The sequence below is a fragment of the Bacillus sp. M6-12 genome, from assembly GCF_002860285.1.
In the GTDB taxonomy this organism is placed as follows: Bacteria; Bacillota; Bacilli; order Bacillales; family DSM-1321; genus Peribacillus.
In genome coordinates this window covers 78,581-97,444 of sequence record NZ_PGVF01000013.1, presented here as the reverse complement: position 1 = coordinate 97,444, position 18,864 = coordinate 78,581, and the positions used below count along the sequence as shown (strand labels likewise).

Below are 18,864 nucleotides of genomic sequence, written 5' to 3'. Positions count from 1 at the left end.
TACATAACTGGAGGAATTGCCATGCTTGATGAAACCTTAGCAATGCTTAAAGATTTGACCGATGCTAAAGGGATTCCGGGAAATGAACGCGAAGTTCGCGAGGTAGTGAAAAAATACATAGCTGCATTTGCTGACGAAATCGAAACCGATAACCTTGGCAGTTTAATTGCTAAGAAGACAGGCAAGGAAGACGGCCCGAAAATTATGGTAGCCGGCCATCTGGATGAGGTTGGTTTTATGATCACCCAAATAGATGACAAAGGTTTCCTTCGCTTTCAAACTGTAGGAGGCTGGTGGTCTCAGGTTATGCTTGCCCAGCGTGTGACAATCGTTACAAAAAAAGGTGATATTACAGGCATTATCGGTTCAAAGCCGCCGCATATCCTTACAGCTGATGCCCGTAAAAAGCCTGTAGACATTAAGGATATGTTCATTGATATCGGCGCTTCCAGCCGAGAGGAAGCACAGGACTGGGGTGTGCGGCCGGGAGATATGGCTGTTCCTTATTTTGAGTTTACTGTAATGAATAATGAAAAAATGCTGCTGGCCAAAGCATGGGATAATCGGATCGGCTGTGCAATTGCAATTGATGTATTAAAGGGATTAAAAGATAGCGAGCATCCAAACGTGGTATATGGTGTCGCAACGGTGCAGGAGGAAGTTGGTCTTCGAGGTGCCAGAACATCCGCCTTTAAGATTAGGCCAGATATTGCTTTTGCTGTTGATACAGGCATCGCTGCTGACACACCGGGAATCACTGAAAAAGAAGCACTTGGAAAAATGGGTGCTGGTCCGCAGATCGTGCTATACGACGCTTCTATGGTTTCCCATAAAGGATTAAGAGACTTTGTGACAAGTACAGCAGATGAGTTTGGAATTCCTTATCAATTTGAAATCATACCAGGAGGCGGCACAGATTCAGGACAAATCCATATCACAGCAAATGGCGTACCGGCATTGTCCATTGGGATTGCCACACGGTATATTCATTCCCATGCATCGATGCTCCATCGCGATGATTTTGAAAACACAGTAAAACTGATCGTTGAAGTTATTAAAAAACTTGATAGGGAAACAGTAGATAAAATCACTTTTGAATAGTCAAGAAAGAAAGACCATGCCTGAATTGACTGGCATGGTCTTTTGCATTTGTCATGAAACTGGATTGACGCTCCTTGATGACATTTTTACTTATCTCTTAACACTGGACTCCAGGACCTGTACCATTTCCTGTCTTTCCTGTTCGCTGGAATTTTGCCAAATAACTTCAAATAAAACACCAAGACCCGGGAGCATTTTTTCTTCGCCATTTTGGATCGCATCCACAATTGTTTCTCTTAATTCTTCTTGTGAATTCCCTGAAATATTTTGCATGATGGCGTGCCGCAGATTTAAATTCATCAATTTTCCTCCATATGCTATTTTTTAAAGTCCCGGCTGCTTCTGTACTTCAGGGGACTTTTACATAGTGGTATTATTTCTCCTGCAGCGGTGCATTATGTATTTCAATTAGGTATAATAGGAAAATCAGCGATAAAGGGAGCGTATAGCGTGAAATATATCCAATCTGCAAAAAATCCGACAGTTAAGCAGTGGAAGAAGCTGCTTTCCAAAAAAGAACGGGATCTGAGCGGTAAGTATTTAATTGAAGGGTTCCATTTAGTGGAGGAAGCTCTTAAGGAGCGGGATATTGTTCTGGAAGTCATTATATCTGAAGGAACGGAACTGCCGGCTGGCTTTAAGCTTGACGGGGCAGAGGTTACATATGTGAGCGAAGAAGTGATGAAGGCCGTATCTGATACTGAATCACCGCAGGGAATAGCGGCAGTATGCGAACAAAAGGCCCTGTCATTAAATAATATAGAAGGAAAAACCTTCTTGCTGATTGATGCTGTTCAGGATCCCGGGAACATAGGGACAATGATAAGAACTGCTGATGCGGCGGGCATAGACGCAGTTGTATTGGGAGAAGGCTGTGCTGATCCATATAACCCAAAGGTTATCCGTTCGACACAAGGCAGTATCTTTCATCTTCCTGTATTCAAAGGCAATTTAATGGAGCTAATAGCACAATTAAAGGAAAAAGACATACCAGTGTATGGTACTTCACTTGAAAATGCTGCACCATTTGAAAAATCTGAAAAAAGTCATGAATTTGCACTGCTGGTAGGAAATGAAGGCGGCGGTGTAAGGAAAGAGCTGCTTGCCGAAACCGATATGAATTTATATATACCGATCCATGGGAGAAGCGAGTCTTTAAACGTTGCAGTTGCAGCCGGAATATTGCTGTACCATTTGCGGGCGTAGTTTTCTGCAATCAAAGTTCATAAGCCAATTAAGCGGAGATCCGGATCTTTAAAGCGGAATCTTATCAATTTAGTTGAAGGCAACATAGCTGTAAGCGAAAGCTTGATTGAATCCCATTTTCAAATACGGTTTGAAAACAGCAGTAAAGTATACTATAATAAGTGCTAAATTCTATATTCTAAATACGATGAAAGAGAAGAGTAGCCTGCATCAAGCCATTCAGGGAAAAAATGCCGCAGACTGAGAGCATTTTTATGGGACTGTGCAGTTGAATTCACCTCTTGAGTTGGCACCGGGACTGCCATTGGCATAAAGGTGTACCGGCGCAAAGCCGTTAACGAAATGAAGTGAGTGTCCCGAGAGAATTTGGGATGCTAATAAGGGTGGTAACGCGATACATAAACCTCGTCCCTTCTATGGGCGGGGTTTTTTTGTGTTTAAAAATAAATGCCAATGGATTCAAGGAGGAAATTACATGCAGGAGCGATTGCAAGATCTGCAGGCTGAAGCAATAGGGAAAGTGGAGGCTGCCGTAGATTTAAAAGAACTGAATGATATCCGGGTTGCGTATTTAGGCAAAAAGGGTCCGATTACGGAAGTGCTTCGCGGAATGGGCAAACTTTCCGCAGAGGAACGTCCGAAGATCGGGGCGCTGGCCAATGAAGTGCGCGAAGCGATTGCCGATAAACTGGAGGCAAAACAGGTACAGTTTGAAAATGAGGCAGTAGAAAAAAAGCTGGCATCTGAAACTATTGATGTTACCTTGCCAGGACGTACTGTTAATAAAGGGAATTCGCACCCTCTAACAAGAATCATTGAGGAAATTGAAGACTTGTTCATCGGAATGGGCTATGAAATCGCAGAAGGGCCTGAAGTAGAGCAGGATTATTATAATTTTGAGGCGCTAAACCTTCCGAAGGGGCACCCAGCACGCGACATGCAGGATTCGTTTTATATAACGGAAGAAACCCTTCTTCGTACGCAAACATCTCCTGTCCAGGCGCGGACAATGGAAAAGCATAAAGGGAAGGGACCTGTCAAAATCATCTGTCCTGGAAAGGTGTACCGCCGGGATAATGATGATGCTACACACTCCCACCAATTTACACAAATCGAAGGCCTTGTAATTGATGAAAACATCCGGATGAGCGATTTAAAAGGAACTCTTGAAGTGTTTGCCAAGAAGATGTTTGGACAGGACCGTGAAATTCGCCTTCGTCCAAGTTTCTTCCCATTCACAGAGCCTTCTGTTGAGATGGATATTTCCTGTAAAATTTGCGGCGGAAAAGGCTGCAGCGTTTGTAAAGGAACCGGCTGGATTGAAATTCTTGGTGCTGGTATGGTTCATCCAAGGGTTCTGGAAATGTCCGGGTTTGATTCTAAGAAATATTCAGGTTTCGCTTTTGGAATGGGACCAGAGCGGATTGCTATGCTGAAATATGGTGTGGATGACATCCGCCATTTTTACACAAATGATATTCGTTTCATCAAGCAATTCCATCGACACGAGTAAACAATTAATTTTTTATAATAAAACTTGCTTTTCTAGGCGGCAAGATTAAATACTTTGGGAGGATTAACATGTTTGTATCCTATAATTGGCTCCGTGAATATGTAGACCTGACAGGCATAGACGCATACGAGCTGGCTGAAAAAATAACAAAGAGCGGAATTGAAGTCGAAGGTGTTGAAAAGAAAAGTGAAGGCCTCAAAGGAGTAGTGGTCGGACACGTGGTTGACCGTGTAAAACACCCTGAGGCTGACAAATTAAACATCTGCCAGGTTGATTTAGGAGGAGAAGCACCTGTTCAAATCATCTGCGGTGCACCGAACGTAGACAAAGGCCAAAAAGTAGCCGTGGCAACTGTCGGAGCGGTTCTTCCAGGCAATTTTAAAATTAAAAAGGCAAAGCTTCGCGGAGAAGAGTCCAATGGAATGATCTGTTCCCTGCAGGAGCTTGGCTTTGAGACAAAGCTGATTGCCAAGGAATATGCAACTGGAATCTTTGTGTTTCCCAATGGAGTAGAAGCAGGTACGGATGCACTTGATGCTCTTGGCATGGAGGATCATATTCTTGAGCTTGGCCTCACTCCAAACAGGGCAGATGCGATGAGTATGCTTGGCGTTGCTTATGAAGTGGCAGCCATTCTCCGAAGAGATGTAAACTGGCCGGAAAGTAACACTGTGCAGGCTTCTGAAAAGGCTTCTGAATATATCTCTGTTTCGGTTGAAGCAAAGGAAGATGCCCCGCTTTATACTGCTAAGGTGATCAAGGATGTAAAAGTTGGACCATCACCGCTATGGATGCAGACGAAATTAATGGCTAGCGGTATTCGCCCTCATAATAATATTGTTGATATTACGAACTATGTGCTGCTTGAATACGGCCAGCCGCTTCATGCGTTTGACTATGACCGGTTTGGATCTAAGGAAGTTCTCGTCCGCCGGGCAGCTGAAAGTGAAACCATCGTCACACTTGATGATGCCGAGCGCACTCTTACACCTGAACATCTCGTAATAACAAACGGCAAGGAACCTGTTGCGCTTGCTGGAGTAATGGGCGGTGCTAATTCAGAGGTGAATAGTGATACAACTACTGTGTTATTGGAATCAGCTTACTTCACAGGGGCTGCAATCCGTAAAGCATCAAAGGATCATGGCCTTCGGAGTGAAGCTAGTTCCCGCTATGAAAAGGGAGTAGACCCGGCCCGTGTACGCAATGCAGGAGAACGTGCAGCCAGTCTGATGGCTCAATATGCCGGCGGAACTGTACTGGAAGGAACAGTTGAAGCAGACGCACTTACAATAGAGCCGGCGGTAGTCACAGTCACATTGGATAAGATAAATAAAATCATCGGCACAGAGCTTACGGCCGAGGATGTTGTCTCTATTTTCGAGAGATTGAAATTTGAAGTGAAATTTGAAAATGGTGAATTCACTGTAACGGTACCAACTCGACGTGGAGATATCACTATTGAAGAAGATTTAATCGAAGAGGTTGCCCGCTTGTATGGCTACGATAATATTCCGACAACATTGCCGATCGGTGCTCAGGCTCCTGGGAAGCTGACTGCCTATCAGCAGAAGCGCCGCCAGGTTAAGCGTGCTCTCGAGGGTGCAGGGGTCTACCAGGCAATCACTTATTCATTAACAAGTGAAGAAAAGGTTTCCGAATATGCTCTTGAAAAACGGGAGCCAATCCGTCTGGCGATGCCAATGAGTGAAGACAGAAGTTATCTTCGCCAAAGTATTGTTCCGCAGCTTTTGGAAGTGCTGAAATATAATCTTGCCCGTCAAAACGATTCGATCGCTATTTATGAAGTCGGTTCTGTTTTCTTGAGCAGAGGAAATGATGAACTTCCTGAGGAAAAAGAACATCTGGCTGGTGCGCTGACTGGATTATGGCTTTCACATCCATGGCAGGGAGAGAAAAAGCCGGTTGACTTCTACTTTGCAAAAGGGGTCATCGAAGCTGTTTTTGATACATTGGGCCTGAAACAGAACATTTCATACCAGCAGACCAAAATCGAAGGTATGCATCCAGGCCGTACAGCGGAAATCCTGTTAAACAATGAAAGTATTGGCTTTATTGGGCAGGTGCACCCGACAGTCCAGAAGGAATTGGACTTGAAGGAAACCTACGTGTTTGAGCTTTCTTTTGAAAAGCTTGCCAGCACTGAAGTTGAGCCAATCCATTACCAAGCTATTCCACGCTATCCTTCTATAACACGTGATATCGCCCTGGTGGTTGATAAAGAGGTTGCAGGAGGCCAATTGGAAAGCATCATCACGGAAGCAGGCGGAAAGCTGCTGAAGGAAGTACAGCTTTTTGACCTTTATGAAGGCGAGCGCATGGAACCAGGCAAGAAGTCGCTTGCATTCTCTCTAAAATATTATGACCCGGAACGAACTTTGACTGATGAAGATATAGCGAAGGCACATGAAAAAGTACTGAAGGCAGTGAAGGAAGAAGCAGGAGCAGAGCTTCGCGGTTAAGAAAAAATACAAAAGCAGTGGCCGATTTTTTGGGACCACTGCTTTTTGTTTTGCCTTTAAAGCTTTTTAAGGTGTGAGAGAAAAATAATCCGGGATTTATCAGTTATAAAAATCGGCCGTACTTGCGGTTATTTATACTTCTTATTATAAAGCCCCTTCGCTTTCTCAGTATTCGCAAAATGCACCTTCGTAAATTCATAGAGTGCCTCGAGCCCACGCTCATGAATTAGCCTTGCTGCCGCCTCATCAACCGCTCCGCCGGCCCCCTTTGGAATCTTGAATCCCGCCGCTTCTGATAATTTATCAAACTGCTTAACGAAGGCATATCGGGCAAGTATGGAGGCTGCGGCAACCGACATATGTATGCTCTCTGCTTTTGTACTTAAATACACTTGCTTGGACTTAAATAACTCCTGCCCTTTTAAGTAATTGAAAAACACGCCAGGCTGGGCAAATTGGTCGATCAAAACAGCATCTGCTTCCTCGGGCAGTATTTTTCCAATTACGTTCTTTAAGGCTTGATTATGGAGCAATGCCTTCATTTTTCCCTGGGACATCCCTTTTGCCTGCATGTCATTATATTTAGGGTTAGCGCATATTAGCAAGCTGTATGGAACAATATGTTTGATTTGAGAGGCTATACTTACAATCTGTGAGTCATTCAGGAATTTTGAATCTTTTACTCCCAGCTCCTTTAGCAGAGCAATTTGATCACTATTAACATAGACAGCCGCTACTGTTATTGGCCCGAAATAATCGCCTGTTCCCACCTCGTCTGATCCGATGACTGATAATTGTCCGATATTGGAAGGTGGTGAGTAGCTATGTATTTTAACCGATGATGTGGAGGCCGGCTTTTTCACGGGCTTTCCGGTTCCAGAAGCAGAAACAGAACCCCATTGCTGTGCTTCAGCGGCTGCGCTTGCTCCCTGAAACAGAACTTTTCCTGATTTATAGGCAGTTACTGTGCACTGGGCCGGCTTTGCTGTAAAAATGCTTCCAGGGGGATTTTTATCTGAAAGGGATTTGAAATAATGTTTTTTCATGGCTTCAATCTGTGAAAGTGATAATTGCAGAACTACATTTGACATATCTTAATACTCTCCTTGCTTTTAATTTTTGAACGAAACGATGTTCATTTTCCGTAATAGTTATGTTCTATACCCTAAATTTTTAAGGAAAATATTCAACGCCTATAAAATGGTTTCGTCATGCTTTCAAGGCGAAAGGGTTTCATGTTATGATATAACTTAGGATTCTTTAGGATTGGGGGCATCATCTTGTCAGACGATAAGAAAAATAAAATTTCTGTTGATATATTTGGACAGCAATATACCATAGTAGGTACGGAAAGCTCTAGCCATATCCGGCTCGTAGCATCTATGGTTGATGATAAAATGCGAGAAATCAGCTCCAAGAATCCGTCGTTGGATACAAGTAAGCTTGCTGTTTTAACTGCTGTTAATACCGTACATGATTATTTAAAGCTAAAAGATGAAATAAACCAGCTTGAACTGGAATTAAAGAGAGTAAAGGATTGAAGTAAATGTTTGATCTTGCCATTATAGCCATTCTCATAATTGGATTCCTGATTGGACTCCGCCGGGGATTCATTCTTCAGTTAATCCATATCACAGGCTTTTTTGCAGCTTTTATAGTTGCATATATGTATTATGATGATTTGGCTCCAAAGCTGAAGCTGTGGGTGCCTTATCCTAGCTTTGGGAATACAGCTGCACTAAAAATGATCTTTGATGGAATGGGATTGGATACCGCTTTTTATAATGCCATTGCTTTTGCAATTCTGTTCTTCGCTGCCAAAATAGCCTGGCAGCTATTCGGATCAATGCTTGATTTTATTGCCCACTTCCCGATATTAAAACAATTGAATGTTTGGGGCGGAGGCTTTTTAGGACTTATAGAAGTATATCTTATCATGTTTATTCTATTATACATAGCCGCTCTGGTGCCGGTTGAACCTCTGCAGGCTCAGCTGAACGACTCTTTTATAGCCGAAGGTATCGTGAAGAACACTCCGCTGCTGTCAAGTAAGGTTAAGGAACTCTGGTTCAATTACGTGCAAGTCTGAACCGGACACTAAAATTAAAAAAAATATATGAATAAGAACCTTGTCAGTTTAGTGGTGGCAGGGTTCTTCGTCTGAACCAAAGAGCGTGCTATGTATTGTATAACTTTTTAACAAGTACAGATGTCTTACTACAGCTCCGGCCCCGACGAACAGGATAAGGAAGGAGCTTTGTGAGGGCTTGGGGAAATGAGCTGTTCTTCCTCTAAAAGGGCGCTTCCGCTTTTCTGAGTTGTGATTTCTTTTGAAGCACGGTATCTTAAAGAAAGAAAATCTAGTGAAAATTGCAGGTGAACACAATGTCTGTTAATAAGAAAGATGTGATTCGTTTATTAGAGCGCATCGCGGTATATATGGAATTAAAGGGCGAGAATCCATTTAAGGTTTCTGCATTCAGAAAGGCAGCCGGAGCACTGGAAACTGATGACCGGAGCCTGCCTGGCATTGAGGATTTTACTGTACTTTCGGGGATAGGCAAGGGAACAGCTGCTGTTATTGAAGAGTTTATAAATGAAGGAAGATCTTCAGTACTCGAGGAACTGCAGGCGGAGGTTCCTGAGGGACTGGTTCCGCTGCTTCAGCTTCCAGGGCTTGGCGGGAAGAAGATTGCCAAGCTTTACAAAGAATTGCAGGTAGAGAATATTGAAGATTTGAAGTCTGTTTGTGAAGCAGGGAAGGTTCGCGATCTTGCTGGCTTTGGCAAGAAAACGGAAGAAAAGATTCTGGCTGCGATCCAGGAGGCCGGATCTCGTCCTGAGCGCCTTCCGATCGCGTTCATGCTGCCAATTGCAGACCAGATTGAACAAGTTCTTAATGAAATGAAAGACATAAAAAGATTCTCGCGCGCTGGCAGTATCCGCCGGATGAAGGAAACGATAAAAGATCTTGATTTTATTATTGCGACAGATAATCCTGATTCCGTGAAGGAACAGCTGCTTGCAATCCCGCATGTTAGCCAGGTCATTGCAGCAGGTGATACAAAGGTTTCCGTGACTTTGGCTTATGAATATGATGTGTCCGTGGATTTCAGACTCGTAAAAAATCATGAATTCATCACAACCCTCCACCATTTTACAGGATCTAAGGACCATAATGTCCGTATGAGGCAGCTGGCAAAGGATAGAGGAGAGAAAATCAGTGAATATGGGGTGGAAAAGCCGGACACCGGCGAAATTCTGAATTTTGATTCTGAAGAAGAGTTCTTTGAACATTTTGGACTCCCATTCATCCCGCCTGAAGCAAGGGAGGATGGCACTGAGGTTGATAAACAAATATCCGCTAGTGACCTGATCTCTCTAGCGGATATGCAAGGTGACCTCCATATGCACTCTACATGGAGTGATGGGGCATACTCTATAGAAGAAATGATCGAAGCATGCCGTGCAAAGGGTTATAAATATATGGCCATAACAGACCACTCCCGTTATTTGGTGGTGGCAAACGGGCTGACTCCTGAACGATTAAGAGAACAGAAAGCCATTATCCATGAATTGAACAAGAAATATGATGACATTACGATCCTCTCTGGCATTGAAATGGATATTTTGCCGGATGGATCCCTTGATTATGATGACGACCTTTTAAAGGAAATGGACCTCGTCATTGCTTCCATTCACTCGAGTTTTTCACAGCCAAGGGAAAAAATAATGCATCGGCTGAAAACTGCGCTTGAAAACAAACATGTTGACATCATCGCCCACCCAACAGGAAGAGTAATTGGCAGACGCAAAGGCTATGATGCAGATATGGATATGCTGATTGAACTGGCCGCAGAGACGAATACAGCCCTCGAGCTAAACGCAAACCCTAACAGGCTTGATCTTTCCTCTGAGAATGTCAGGAAAGCGCAGGAGGCCGGTGTTATGCTTGTTATCAATACTGATGCACACAGCATAGAAATGCTTGAAGATATGGAAATCGGAGTAGCGGCTGCAAAGAAAGGCTGGATCAAGAAATCCAGCGTGTTAAATGCAAGAGAGCCAGATGATCTACTTGCGTTTTTAAAAAGAAATGATTAAGCTTCCGGAGTATACAGGCTAATTAAGGAGGTACTTACTCCATGCATAATAAAGCAATGCGAACGCTAGAATTTCATAAAATTAAAGAACAGCTGCTTACATTTGCCTCCTCTTCAATAGGGAAGGAAAAAGCCCAGCAGCTTGAACCATCTGTCGATTTTGATGAAGTTGTGAAATGGCAGGGAGAAACGGATGAGGCAGCAAAGGCCTTCCGCTTGCGGGGGAACGTTCCGCTCGGCGGGATTTTTGATATAAGGCCGCATGCAAAAAGGGCGCAAATCGGCGGAATGCTGAGTCCCGGGGAGCTAATGGAGATTTCCAGCACCATTCGGGCAGGCAGGGTGCTGGAGCGCTTTATCGGAGAATTGCTTGAGGATGGCCATGAACTGCCGTTTATTGCAGAATACATGAACGCATTTACCCCGCAGCAGGATTTGCAGCGGTTAATTAATAATGCTATAAGTGAAAATGGCGAAGTAATGGATTCGGCAAGCGATAAGCTGAGGACTCTTCGCAATCAGCTGCGAACGAATGAAGCAAGAGTAAGAGAAAAGCTTGAAAGCATGATCCGTTCCTCTAATGCCCAAAAGATGCTGTCTGATGCAATTATTACGATCCGTAATGACCGCTTTGTTATTCCTGTTAAACAAGAATACCGAAGCTCATATGGGGGGATAATTCATGACCAATCATCGTCCGGCCAAACTTTGTTTATTGAGCCGCAGGTTATTATCCAGCTTAATAATGTGCTTCAAGAAACACGGGTTCTGGAACAGCAGGAAATAGAACGGATATTAATCGGACTGTCAGCAGCAGTCGGGGAACAAACCCATGAGCTGCTGCAGAATGTCAAAGTGCTTGCCCAGCTTGATTTTATGTTCGCCAAGGCGAAATATGCAAAAAAACTAAAGGCTTCAAAGCCGCTGCTTAATAATGAAGGCAGGGTGAAGCTTCTTAAGGCGAAGCATCCGCTAATCCCACCAGAAGTAGTGGTAGCGAACGATATTTTTCTAGGTGACGACTTTACGACAATCGTTATAACCGGACCGAACACTGGCGGTAAAACAGTCACGCTTAAAACGATCGGCCTATGTACGCTAATGGTCCAGGCCGGATTGCAAATACCAGTAATGGAAGGTTCAGAGGCCGCTGTTTTCCGTTCTGTATATGCAGATATTGGCGATGAACAGTCTATCGAGCAGAGCTTGAGTACCTTCTCCTCCCATATGGTTAACATTGTTGATATTTTAAAGCGCATGGACCATGATAGCCTTGTGCTTTTTGATGAACTGGGTGCAGGAACTGATCCCCAGGAAGGGGCGGCACTTGCTATTTCCATTCTTGACGAGGTCTATAAAAGAGGGGCCAGAGTTATCGCGACAACGCACTATCCGGAGCTTAAGGCGTATGGCTATAATCGCCCGGGAGTTATTAATGCGAGTGTGGAATTTGACATTGAGACACTTAGCCCTACGTACCGCTTATTAATCGGGGTACCCGGCCGAAGCAATGCGTTTGAAATATCAAAGCGGCTGGGGCTGAGCGATTCGGTAATTGACATAGCTCGAGGCTATATTGGGGCAGATACAAATAAAGTAGAGAATATGATTGCTTCCCTGGAAGAGAGCCGGAAGAAGGCAGAAGAGGCGCGGGAAGATGCAAACGATTATCTGAAGCAGTCGGAAAAACTTCATAAAGACCTTCAAAAACAGGTTATGGAATATTATGAAGAAAAAGATTCGCTGATTGACAAAGCTGCACGGGAAGCAGCAGAAATTGTTGAAAAAGCAAAACGTGAAGCTGAAGAAGTAATTAGTGAATTAAGAAAACTCGCCCTTGAAAAAAATGCTGAAGTGAAGGAGCATGAACTAATCGAAGCGCGCAGGCGGATTGAAGAATCTGCACCGGCTGTGAAAAAGTCGAAAAAAGCTGCTGCAGCACCTGAAAAACGCGAATGGCAGCCGGGTGATGAGGTCAAGGTTATTACCTTTAACCAAAAAGGACACTTAGTCGAGAAAGTTTCATCAGACGAGTGGCAGGTTCAAATGGGCATTATGAAAATGAAGGTCAAAGAACGAGACCTCCAATATATAAAAAGCCAAAAGCCGAAGGAAACGAAGCACCTTGCTACAGTCCGCGGAAAGGACTACCACGTCAGCCTGGAACTCGATTTAAGGGGAGAAAGATTTGAAAATGCCCTTTCCAGGGTGGAAAAGTATATTGATGATGCTCTGCTGGCTGGCTACCCGCGTGTTTCCATCATTCACGGCAAAGGCACTGGTGCGCTAAGACAGGGTGTCCAGGAGTATTTGCGAAATCACCGCTCCGTGAAAAAGATACGCTTCGGGGAAGCGGGAGAAGGCGGATCAGGTGTGACGGTTGTAGAGTTTAAATAAATCGGGAGCTAACCTTATGAAGAACTTTTGGGAAAATGAGTTCGTGAATACTGCTGCTAATTATAGCGTCGTCATCCTTTTCATCGTGGTTTTTCTTGCCGTCTTCGAGCTGGTGACAAAGTATAAGAACTGGGAAGAAATTAAAAAGGGAAATTTGGCTGTAGCAATGGCAACAGGCGGAAAAATATTTGGCATAGCCAATATTTTTACTCATTCAATCCTGCAGCACAATTCTTTATTGTCGATGATAAGCTGGGGGATTTTTGGATTTATCCTTTTGTTAGCCAGTTATTTTATTTTTGAATTTCTAACACCAGGTTTTAAAATTGATAAAGAAATAGAAAAAGATAACCGTGCCGTTGGTTTAATATCACTGATGATTTCTGTCGGGCTATCCTTTGTGATCGGTGCAGGTATCTCATAATAGGAGAGGTTTTAGATTTGGAAACACTCGCAAAGGTACTCCTTGGTTTATGTGCAGTATTCCTGCTGGTAGGTATAATTTATATGGTTTTCTTTTAAAAAAGCATTTTCTAGCTTAACGAGTTTGCCGAACTAATGGATTTCCGGCCTGAGTTTTTTTAGGAAAAAATATCAGCAGGCCTGTTAAAAGTATGGAAGCACCTTGTCAAAGATTTTCTCTTGGCCGGGTGCTTTTTTTGTCGGGTCTATCGTACCATGCATTTTGCAATGATGAAATTGTTAGTCATTGTATAATGCAGTTTAAGTATAATATAATTAAATTGAATAGTTTGAATTTTTAACAAAGAAAAGGGAGGGAAAATTATTGGATCAAAAACCCTGGCTAGCATTATACCCATCGGAAATTCCTCATGAGCTTTCTTATGGAGAAACTCCGCTGCCAGCATTTTTGAAAGAAGCGGCCGAGCAGTTTCCTGAACAGACTTCTATACATTTCATGGGGAAGAAACTAACGTTCAAGGAAGTCTACCATTCCGCGCTGAAATTTGCTGCATATCTAAAACAGCTTGGTCTTGAAAAAGGAGACCGGGTAGCAATCATGCTGCCAAACTGTCCGCAATCAGTCATTACTTTTTTTGGGACGATGCTTGCTGGCGGTGTAGTTGTACCTACCAATCCGCTTTATATGGAACGCGAACTTGAATACCAGATGAAGGATTCGGGTGCAAAGATTATTGTAACGATGGATATTTTGTATCCCCGTGCATCGAAGGTTATGCCGGCAACTAAGCTGGAGCATATTATTGTAACCGCTATCAAAGACTTCCTGCCATTCCCAAAGAACTTGATATATCCGTTTATCCAGAAAAAACAGTATGGTATAACAGTGAATGTTGAACATAGCGGCAGCAATCACTTGCTTAATGAAATTCTAAAAGGTGCTGTTCCGGAAGAAATAGAACTTTCGTCTGATTTTGAAAATGATCTTGCAGTACTTCAATATACAGGGGGGACTACCGGTTTTCCAAAGGGAGTCATGCTGACACATAAAAACCTTGTTTCAAATGCCAAAATGTGCGCTGCCTGGCTGTATAAAGGACACAAGGGAAAAGAAAGCGTACTTGGCATCATTCCTTTTTTCCATGTGTATGGAATGACAACTGTAATGTTCTTATCGATTATGCAGGGGAATAAAATGATCCTGCTTCCCAAATTCGACGCAGAAACAGCATTAAAAACAATCCAAAAGCAGCGCCCTACACTTTTCCCGGGTGCTCCAACGATTTATATCGCATTATTGAACCATCCGGATTTGAAAAAGTATGATTTGTCATCAATTGATGCTTGCATAAGCGGATCTGCACCTCTGCCTCTTGAAATTCAGCAAAGATTTGAAGAAGTAACCGGCGGGAAACTAGTAGAAGGTTACGGACTTACAGAAACCTCTCCTGTTACACATGCTAATTTTGTCTGGGACCGCCCGAGGATAAAAGGAAGCATTGGCGTTCCGTGGCCAGATACAGAGGCGGCCATCATATCTGCCGAAACGGGAGAGCCATTGCCGCCTAAAGAAATAGGGGAAATAGGTATAAAAGGGCCGCAGGTAATGAAAGGGTATTGGAACAGGCCAGATGATACGGAACAGTCGTTCAGAAATGGGTGGTTTTTAACAGGAGACATCGGATATATGGATGAAGACGGCTATTTTTATGTGGTTGACCGGAAAAAGGATATGATCATAGCGGGAGGGTATAACATTTATCCTCGTGAAATTGAAGAAGTGCTTTACGAACACAAAGACATACAAGAGCTTGTTGTGGCGGGAATCCCGGATCCTTATCGGGGGGAAACCGTTAAAGCTTATATTGTTCTGAAAGAAGGGGCCAAAGTAACTGAGGAAGAACTGAATCAGTTTGCAAGAAAGCATTTGGCTGCTTATAAAGTCCCGCGTTTATATGAATTCAGAAATGAATTGCCAAAAACGGCTGTCGGAAAAATTCTGCGGCGGGCACTTGTCGATGAGGAAAAACAAAAGATTGATGAAAGAAAAGAAGCCTAAAAATATTTTCCCCGAGCCATAAATCTGGCTCAGGTTTTTGAGTGTTACTGGACATGCTTGCGCCCAAATGGTTAAAATAAAAAAATGGGATAAGTTCCTAATATCAATACAAGCCGTAGCCGATCTGATACTGGTGGTACGCCTCCGAATAGCAGTTTTTTCTTGACAGAAATAATGTGTCAGCTTATCATTAAATTATGAATGATGGTTCATTCATTTTCTGTAGAGGAGCTTTATCATTGAAGAAAAATAGACCAAAATATAAACAAATTATTGACGCAGCAGTTATTGTCATTGCTGAAAATGGCTATCACCAGGCACAGGTTTCAAGGATTGCAAAGCAAGCAGGCGTTGCCGACGGAACAATTTATCTTTATTTTAAAAATAAAGAAGATATCCTGATCTCCTTGTTTCATGAAAAAATGGGTTACTTTGTTGAAAAAATTGAAGAAGAAATTAAAGGAAAAGACGCGGCAACGCAGAAATTATTAGTGTTAATCGAAAAACATTTTGAGATTCTTTCTGAAGATCGCCATTTAGCCATTGTGACTCAGCTTGAATTAAGGCAGTCCAATAAAGAGCTAAGGCACAGGATAAATGAAGTGCTGCGGGGTTATTTAAATCTTATCGACCAAATTATCACGGAAGGAATCTCCAGCGGGGAATTCCGCCCGGATCTAAATCTTAGGCTGGCAAGGCAGACGGTCTTCGGGACGATAGATGAAATTGCCACCACATGGGTCATGAATGAGCAAAAATATAGCTTGACCGACCTGGCAAAGCAAGTGCATCAGATCTTAGTTGGCGGCTGCGGCCGCAGCTAGGGCATAGGGATGGGAAACTGGCCGCCCATCCTGTTCTACATAAAAGAAGAGTTTTCGATTTAACAAAACTAGAGGGGGGTATAAATTTGGGATTCTTATCTTACTCAATCGAGGGGCATGTGGCTGAGGTAACCATACAAAAGCCGCCTGCGAATGCATTATCCTCAGTACTTTTGCAAGAGCTTTCAGTGCTCTTTGATGAATTCGAATCGAATGAATCTGTCAGGGTTATTTTGCTTAAGGGTGAAGGAAGATTCTTTTCAGCCGGAGCGGATATCAAGGAATTCACAACCATAGAAAGCGGCGAAGAATTTGCACGCTTGGCCTCAAGAGGCCAGGACTTGTTCGAACGAATTGAAACCTTTCCAAAACCGGTGATTGCCGCTATCCATGGAGCCGCACTTGGGGGCGGACTTGAATTGGCAATGTCATGCCATATCAGGCTTGTAACAGAAAATGCAAAGCTTGGACTCCCAGAGCTTCAGCTCGGAATTGTACCCGGTTTCGCTGGATCACAGCGGCTGCCGCGCTATGTTGGTCCTGCCAAGGCAGCAGAAATGCTATTTACCAGCGAGCCGATTACCGGAACACAGGCTGCTCATTATGGCCTGGCCAACCATGCGTACTCGGAGGAAGATCTTTTTCCAAAGGCGCAGGAACTGGCGGTTAAAATAGCTAAGAAAAGCCCGCTTGCAATCAAGACAGCAATCGAGCTGCTGAACTATTCCAAGCCTGAATCTTACTATAAGGGCGTTGAAAAGGAAGCAGAGTTATTTGGGAAAGTTTTCGTTTCCGCTGATGCAAAAGAAGGAATCAGCGCTTTTTTGGAAAAAAGGGAGCCTGTCTTTAAAGGAAATTAGGTAGGTTGATAGATTTTAAGTATACTGAAATTAATTAGGAGGGGAATACCCGTGAATATTTATGTATTGCTGAAAAGGACCTTTGATACAGAAGAAAAAATAACTCTGTCTGGCGGGAAAATCAACGAGGATGGCGCTGAATTTATTATTAATCCATACGATGAGTATGCGGTAGAAGAAGCAATTACGGTCCGCGATGCACAGGGCGGGGAAGTCACAGTAGTAACGGTTGGTTCCGAAGAAGCAGAAAAGCAGCTTCGTACAGCTCTAGCTATGGGAGCAGACAAGGCTGTATTGATCAACACCGAGGATGACCTTGAAAATGGAGATCAGTTCTCTACTGCCAAGATTCTGGCTGAGTACCTGAAGGATAAAGAAGCAGATTTGATTATTGCCGGCAATGTAGCAATTGACGGCGGGTCAGGCCAGGTTGGACCGCGCGTTGCTGAGTTATTGGATATTCCATATATCACAACAATTACAAAACTTGAAATTGACGGCCAAAATGTAAGCGTTGTCCGTGATGTTGAAGGGGATTCTGAAGTAATAGGCGCTTCTCTTCCAATCCTCGTAACTGCTCAACAGGGCTTAAATGAACCACGATATCCTTCACTTCCAGGGATCATGAAAGCGAAGAAGAAACCGCTTGAAGAATTGGAGCTTGATGACCTGGATCTTGAAGAAGACGACGTGGAAGCAAAAACAAAAACAATTGAAGTTTACCTGCCGCCTAAAAAAGAAGCAGGCAAGGTACTCAGCGGAGATATCCCTCAGCAGGTATCCGAGCTAGTTAAATTACTTCATACAGAAGCAAAAGTAATTTAATCGTAATCCATCCTTTTAAAAATGCACAGGAGGTTATATAGATGTCTAGAAAAGTTCTTGTATTGGGAGAGGTTCGCGATGGCGCTCTTCGGAATGTATCCTTTGAAGCGATTGCAGCGGCAAAAATGGCTGCTGAAGGCGGAGAGGTTGTCGGCGTATTAATTGGTGACGGTGTTCAGTCATTAGGCCAATCATTAATTCACTACGGTGCGGATCGTGTAGTAGCGGTAGAAGATGAAAAATTAAAGCAATATACATCCGATGGATTCACACAGGCACTTATGGCTGTAGTTGAATCTGAAAAACCTGAAGGGATTTTCTTCGGCCATACAGCACTTGGAAAAGATCTTTCACCACGAATTGCTAGCAAGCTGAATTCCGGTTTAGTTTCTGACGTAACAGATATTGAGGAAAACGGAGGCAATCTGGTATTCGTTCGTCCTATTTACTCAGGAAAAGCATTTGAAAAGAAAATCATTACCGATGGCCTGATTTTTGCGACGATTCGCCCTAACAATATCGCACCGCTTGAAAAGGATGAATCCCGTTCAGGTGATGTAACTTTACTTTCAGCTGAAGTTAAAGACCTTCGTACCGTTATTAAAGAAGTAGTCCGTAAAGCTAGTGAAGGTGTCGATCTTTCTGAAGCAAAAGTGATTATTGCAGGTGGACGCGGAGTAAAGAGCGCTGACGGATTCAATCCTCTAAAAGAGCTTGCACAGGTATTGGGAGGAGCTGTTGGAGCATCCCGTGGAGCATGTGATGCAGATTATTGCGATTACTCGCTTCAAATTGGCCAGACAGGTAAAGTGGTAACTCCTGACCTCTATATAGCTTGCGGAATTTCAGGAGCTATCCAGCATCTTGCAGGTATGTCCAATTCTAAGGTTATCGTTGCCATCAATAAAGATCCGGAAGCCAACATTTTCAAGGTTGCAGACTACGGAATTGTAGGAGACCTATTTGAGGTAGTTCCTCTGCTGACAGAAGAGTTCAAGAAGTTAAAGGTAAACGCATAAATTAAATGGAAAAGGCCCGGCGCCGGGTCTTTTTTCGATGTTCGGTTCCGA

General features: G+C 43.4%; 16 protein-coding genes and 1 other annotated feature. Of the genes, 14 read left to right on the top strand and 2 right to left on the bottom strand.

The features are described from left to right. The first annotated feature begins 15 nt into the window (after positions 1-15). A complete protein-coding gene (locus tag CVD28_RS14895) occupies positions 16-1,101 on the top strand; it encodes a M42 family metallopeptidase (protein WP_101593172.1) in 1,086 nt (361 codons plus the stop codon). 90 nt (positions 1,102-1,191) lie between these two features. Here the strand turns inward: CVD28_RS14895 and sspI are convergent, their stop codons facing one another. Continuing rightward, positions 1,192-1,401 (bottom strand): small acid-soluble spore protein SspI, encoded by a 210-nt coding sequence (sspI, locus tag CVD28_RS14890; RefSeq protein ID WP_101593171.1) that lies wholly within the window; start codon positions 1,399-1,401, stop codon positions 1,192-1,194. A gap of 150 nt (positions 1,402-1,551) precedes the next feature. On the opposite strand from sspI, the gene CVD28_RS14885 reads away from it, so the two are divergent. From CVD28_RS14885 to pheT, 3 genes are all read left to right on the top strand, one after another. Continuing rightward, entirely contained in the window at positions 1,552-2,307 is a 756-nt protein-coding gene (locus tag CVD28_RS14885; RefSeq protein WP_101593170.1) for a TrmH family RNA methyltransferase, read from the top strand. A gap of 178 nt (positions 2,308-2,485) precedes the next feature. Further along, positions 2,486-2,723 (top strand) — a binding site (T-box leader). 59 nt (positions 2,724-2,782) lie between these two features. After that, a complete protein-coding gene (gene pheS, locus CVD28_RS14880; RefSeq protein WP_101593169.1) occupies positions 2,783-3,820 on the top strand; it encodes a phenylalanine--tRNA ligase subunit alpha in 1,038 nt (345 codons plus the stop codon). Between the two features lie 68 nt (positions 3,821-3,888). After that, positions 3,889-6,303 carry a phenylalanine--tRNA ligase subunit beta gene (gene pheT / locus CVD28_RS14875; RefSeq protein WP_101593168.1) on the top strand — a complete coding sequence of 805 codons (2,415 nt, stop codon included), beginning with the start codon at positions 3,889-3,891 and terminating at the stop codon, positions 6,301-6,303. A 128-nt stretch (positions 6,304-6,431) separates the two neighbouring features. On the opposite strand, the gene rnhC is transcribed toward pheT, so the two are convergent. Beyond that, on the bottom strand, positions 6,432-7,394 hold the full coding sequence (gene rnhC / locus CVD28_RS14870; protein ID WP_101593167.1) for a ribonuclease HIII: 963 nt from the start codon (positions 7,392-7,394) through the stop codon (positions 6,432-6,434). A gap of 189 nt (positions 7,395-7,583) precedes the next feature. Here rnhC and zapA point away from each other — a divergent pair, with 189 nt between their 5' ends. The 10 genes from zapA (at position 7,584) to CVD28_RS14820 (ending at position 18,813) form a co-directional block, all read left to right on the top strand. Continuing rightward, the gene (gene zapA / locus CVD28_RS14865) at positions 7,584-7,844 is read left to right on the top strand and encodes a cell division protein ZapA (RefSeq protein ID WP_101593166.1); all 261 of its coding nucleotides are present in this window, start codon (positions 7,584-7,586) and stop codon (positions 7,842-7,844) included. A 5-nt stretch (positions 7,845-7,849) separates the two neighbouring features. Further along, positions 7,850-8,392 (top strand): CvpA family protein, encoded by a 543-nt coding sequence (locus tag CVD28_RS14860; RefSeq protein WP_101593165.1) that lies wholly within the window; start codon positions 7,850-7,852, stop codon positions 8,390-8,392. Positions 8,393-8,688: 296 nt separating this feature from the next. Further along, a complete protein-coding gene (gene polX / locus CVD28_RS14855; RefSeq protein WP_101593164.1) occupies positions 8,689-10,407 on the top strand; it encodes a DNA polymerase/3'-5' exonuclease PolX in 1,719 nt (572 codons plus the stop codon). Positions 10,408-10,448: 41 nt separating this feature from the next. Then, positions 10,449-12,803, top strand: a complete 2,355-nt coding sequence (locus CVD28_RS14850; protein ID WP_101593163.1) for an endonuclease MutS2 — start codon at positions 10,449-10,451, stop codon at positions 12,801-12,803. A 16-nt stretch (positions 12,804-12,819) separates the two neighbouring features. Then, positions 12,820-13,227 (top strand): DUF350 domain-containing protein, encoded by a 408-nt coding sequence (locus CVD28_RS14845; protein ID WP_101593162.1) that lies wholly within the window; start codon positions 12,820-12,822, stop codon positions 13,225-13,227. A 363-nt stretch (positions 13,228-13,590) separates the two neighbouring features. Next, positions 13,591-15,285 carry a long-chain-fatty-acid--CoA ligase gene (locus CVD28_RS14840; RefSeq protein ID WP_101593161.1) on the top strand — a complete coding sequence of 565 codons (1,695 nt, stop codon included), beginning with the start codon at positions 13,591-13,593 and terminating at the stop codon, positions 15,283-15,285. A gap of 239 nt (positions 15,286-15,524) precedes the next feature. Next, positions 15,525-16,109, top strand: coding sequence for a TetR/AcrR family transcriptional regulator (locus tag CVD28_RS14835; protein ID WP_101593160.1), 585 nt, complete (start codon positions 15,525-15,527; stop codon positions 16,107-16,109). An 86-nt stretch (positions 16,110-16,195) separates the two neighbouring features. After that, complete coding sequence (locus CVD28_RS14830; RefSeq protein WP_101593159.1) at positions 16,196-16,969, top strand: enoyl-CoA hydratase; 774 nt, start codon at positions 16,196-16,198, stop codon at positions 16,967-16,969. 51 nt (positions 16,970-17,020) lie between these two features. Beyond that, positions 17,021-17,794: an electron transfer flavoprotein subunit beta/FixA family protein gene (locus tag CVD28_RS14825; protein WP_101593158.1), complete on the top strand. Its 774-nt coding sequence runs from the start codon at positions 17,021-17,023 to the stop codon at positions 17,792-17,794. 41 nt (positions 17,795-17,835) lie between these two features. Further along, positions 17,836-18,813 (top strand): electron transfer flavoprotein subunit alpha/FixB family protein, encoded by a 978-nt coding sequence (locus CVD28_RS14820; protein WP_101593157.1) that lies wholly within the window; start codon positions 17,836-17,838, stop codon positions 18,811-18,813. Positions 18,814-18,864: the final 51 nt, after the last annotated feature.

Excerpts from the sequence above, each read along its gene's own strand:
- sspI (WP_101593171.1), bottom strand. The coding sequence starts at position 1,401 with ATGAATTTAAATCTGCGGCACGCCATCATGCAAAATATTTCAGGGAAT.
- pheS (WP_101593169.1), top strand. The coding sequence starts at position 2,783 with ATGCAGGAGCGATTGCAAGATCTGCAGGCTGAAGCAATAGGGAAAGTG.
- pheT (WP_101593168.1), top strand. The coding sequence starts at position 3,889 with ATGTTTGTATCCTATAATTGGCTCCGTGAATATGTAGACCTGACAGGC.
- rnhC (WP_101593167.1), bottom strand. The coding sequence starts at position 7,394 with ATGTCAAATGTAGTTCTGCAATTATCACTTTCACAGATTGAAGCCATG.
- CVD28_RS14860 (WP_101593165.1), top strand. The coding sequence starts at position 7,850 with ATGTTTGATCTTGCCATTATAGCCATTCTCATAATTGGATTCCTGATT.
- polX (WP_101593164.1), top strand. The coding sequence starts at position 8,689 with ATGTCTGTTAATAAGAAAGATGTGATTCGTTTATTAGAGCGCATCGCG.
- CVD28_RS14850 (WP_101593163.1), top strand. The coding sequence starts at position 10,449 with ATGCATAATAAAGCAATGCGAACGCTAGAATTTCATAAAATTAAAGAA.
- CVD28_RS14845 (WP_101593162.1), top strand. The coding sequence starts at position 12,820 with ATGAAGAACTTTTGGGAAAATGAGTTCGTGAATACTGCTGCTAATTAT.
- CVD28_RS14820 (WP_101593157.1), top strand. The coding sequence starts at position 17,836 with ATGTCTAGAAAAGTTCTTGTATTGGGAGAGGTTCGCGATGGCGCTCTT.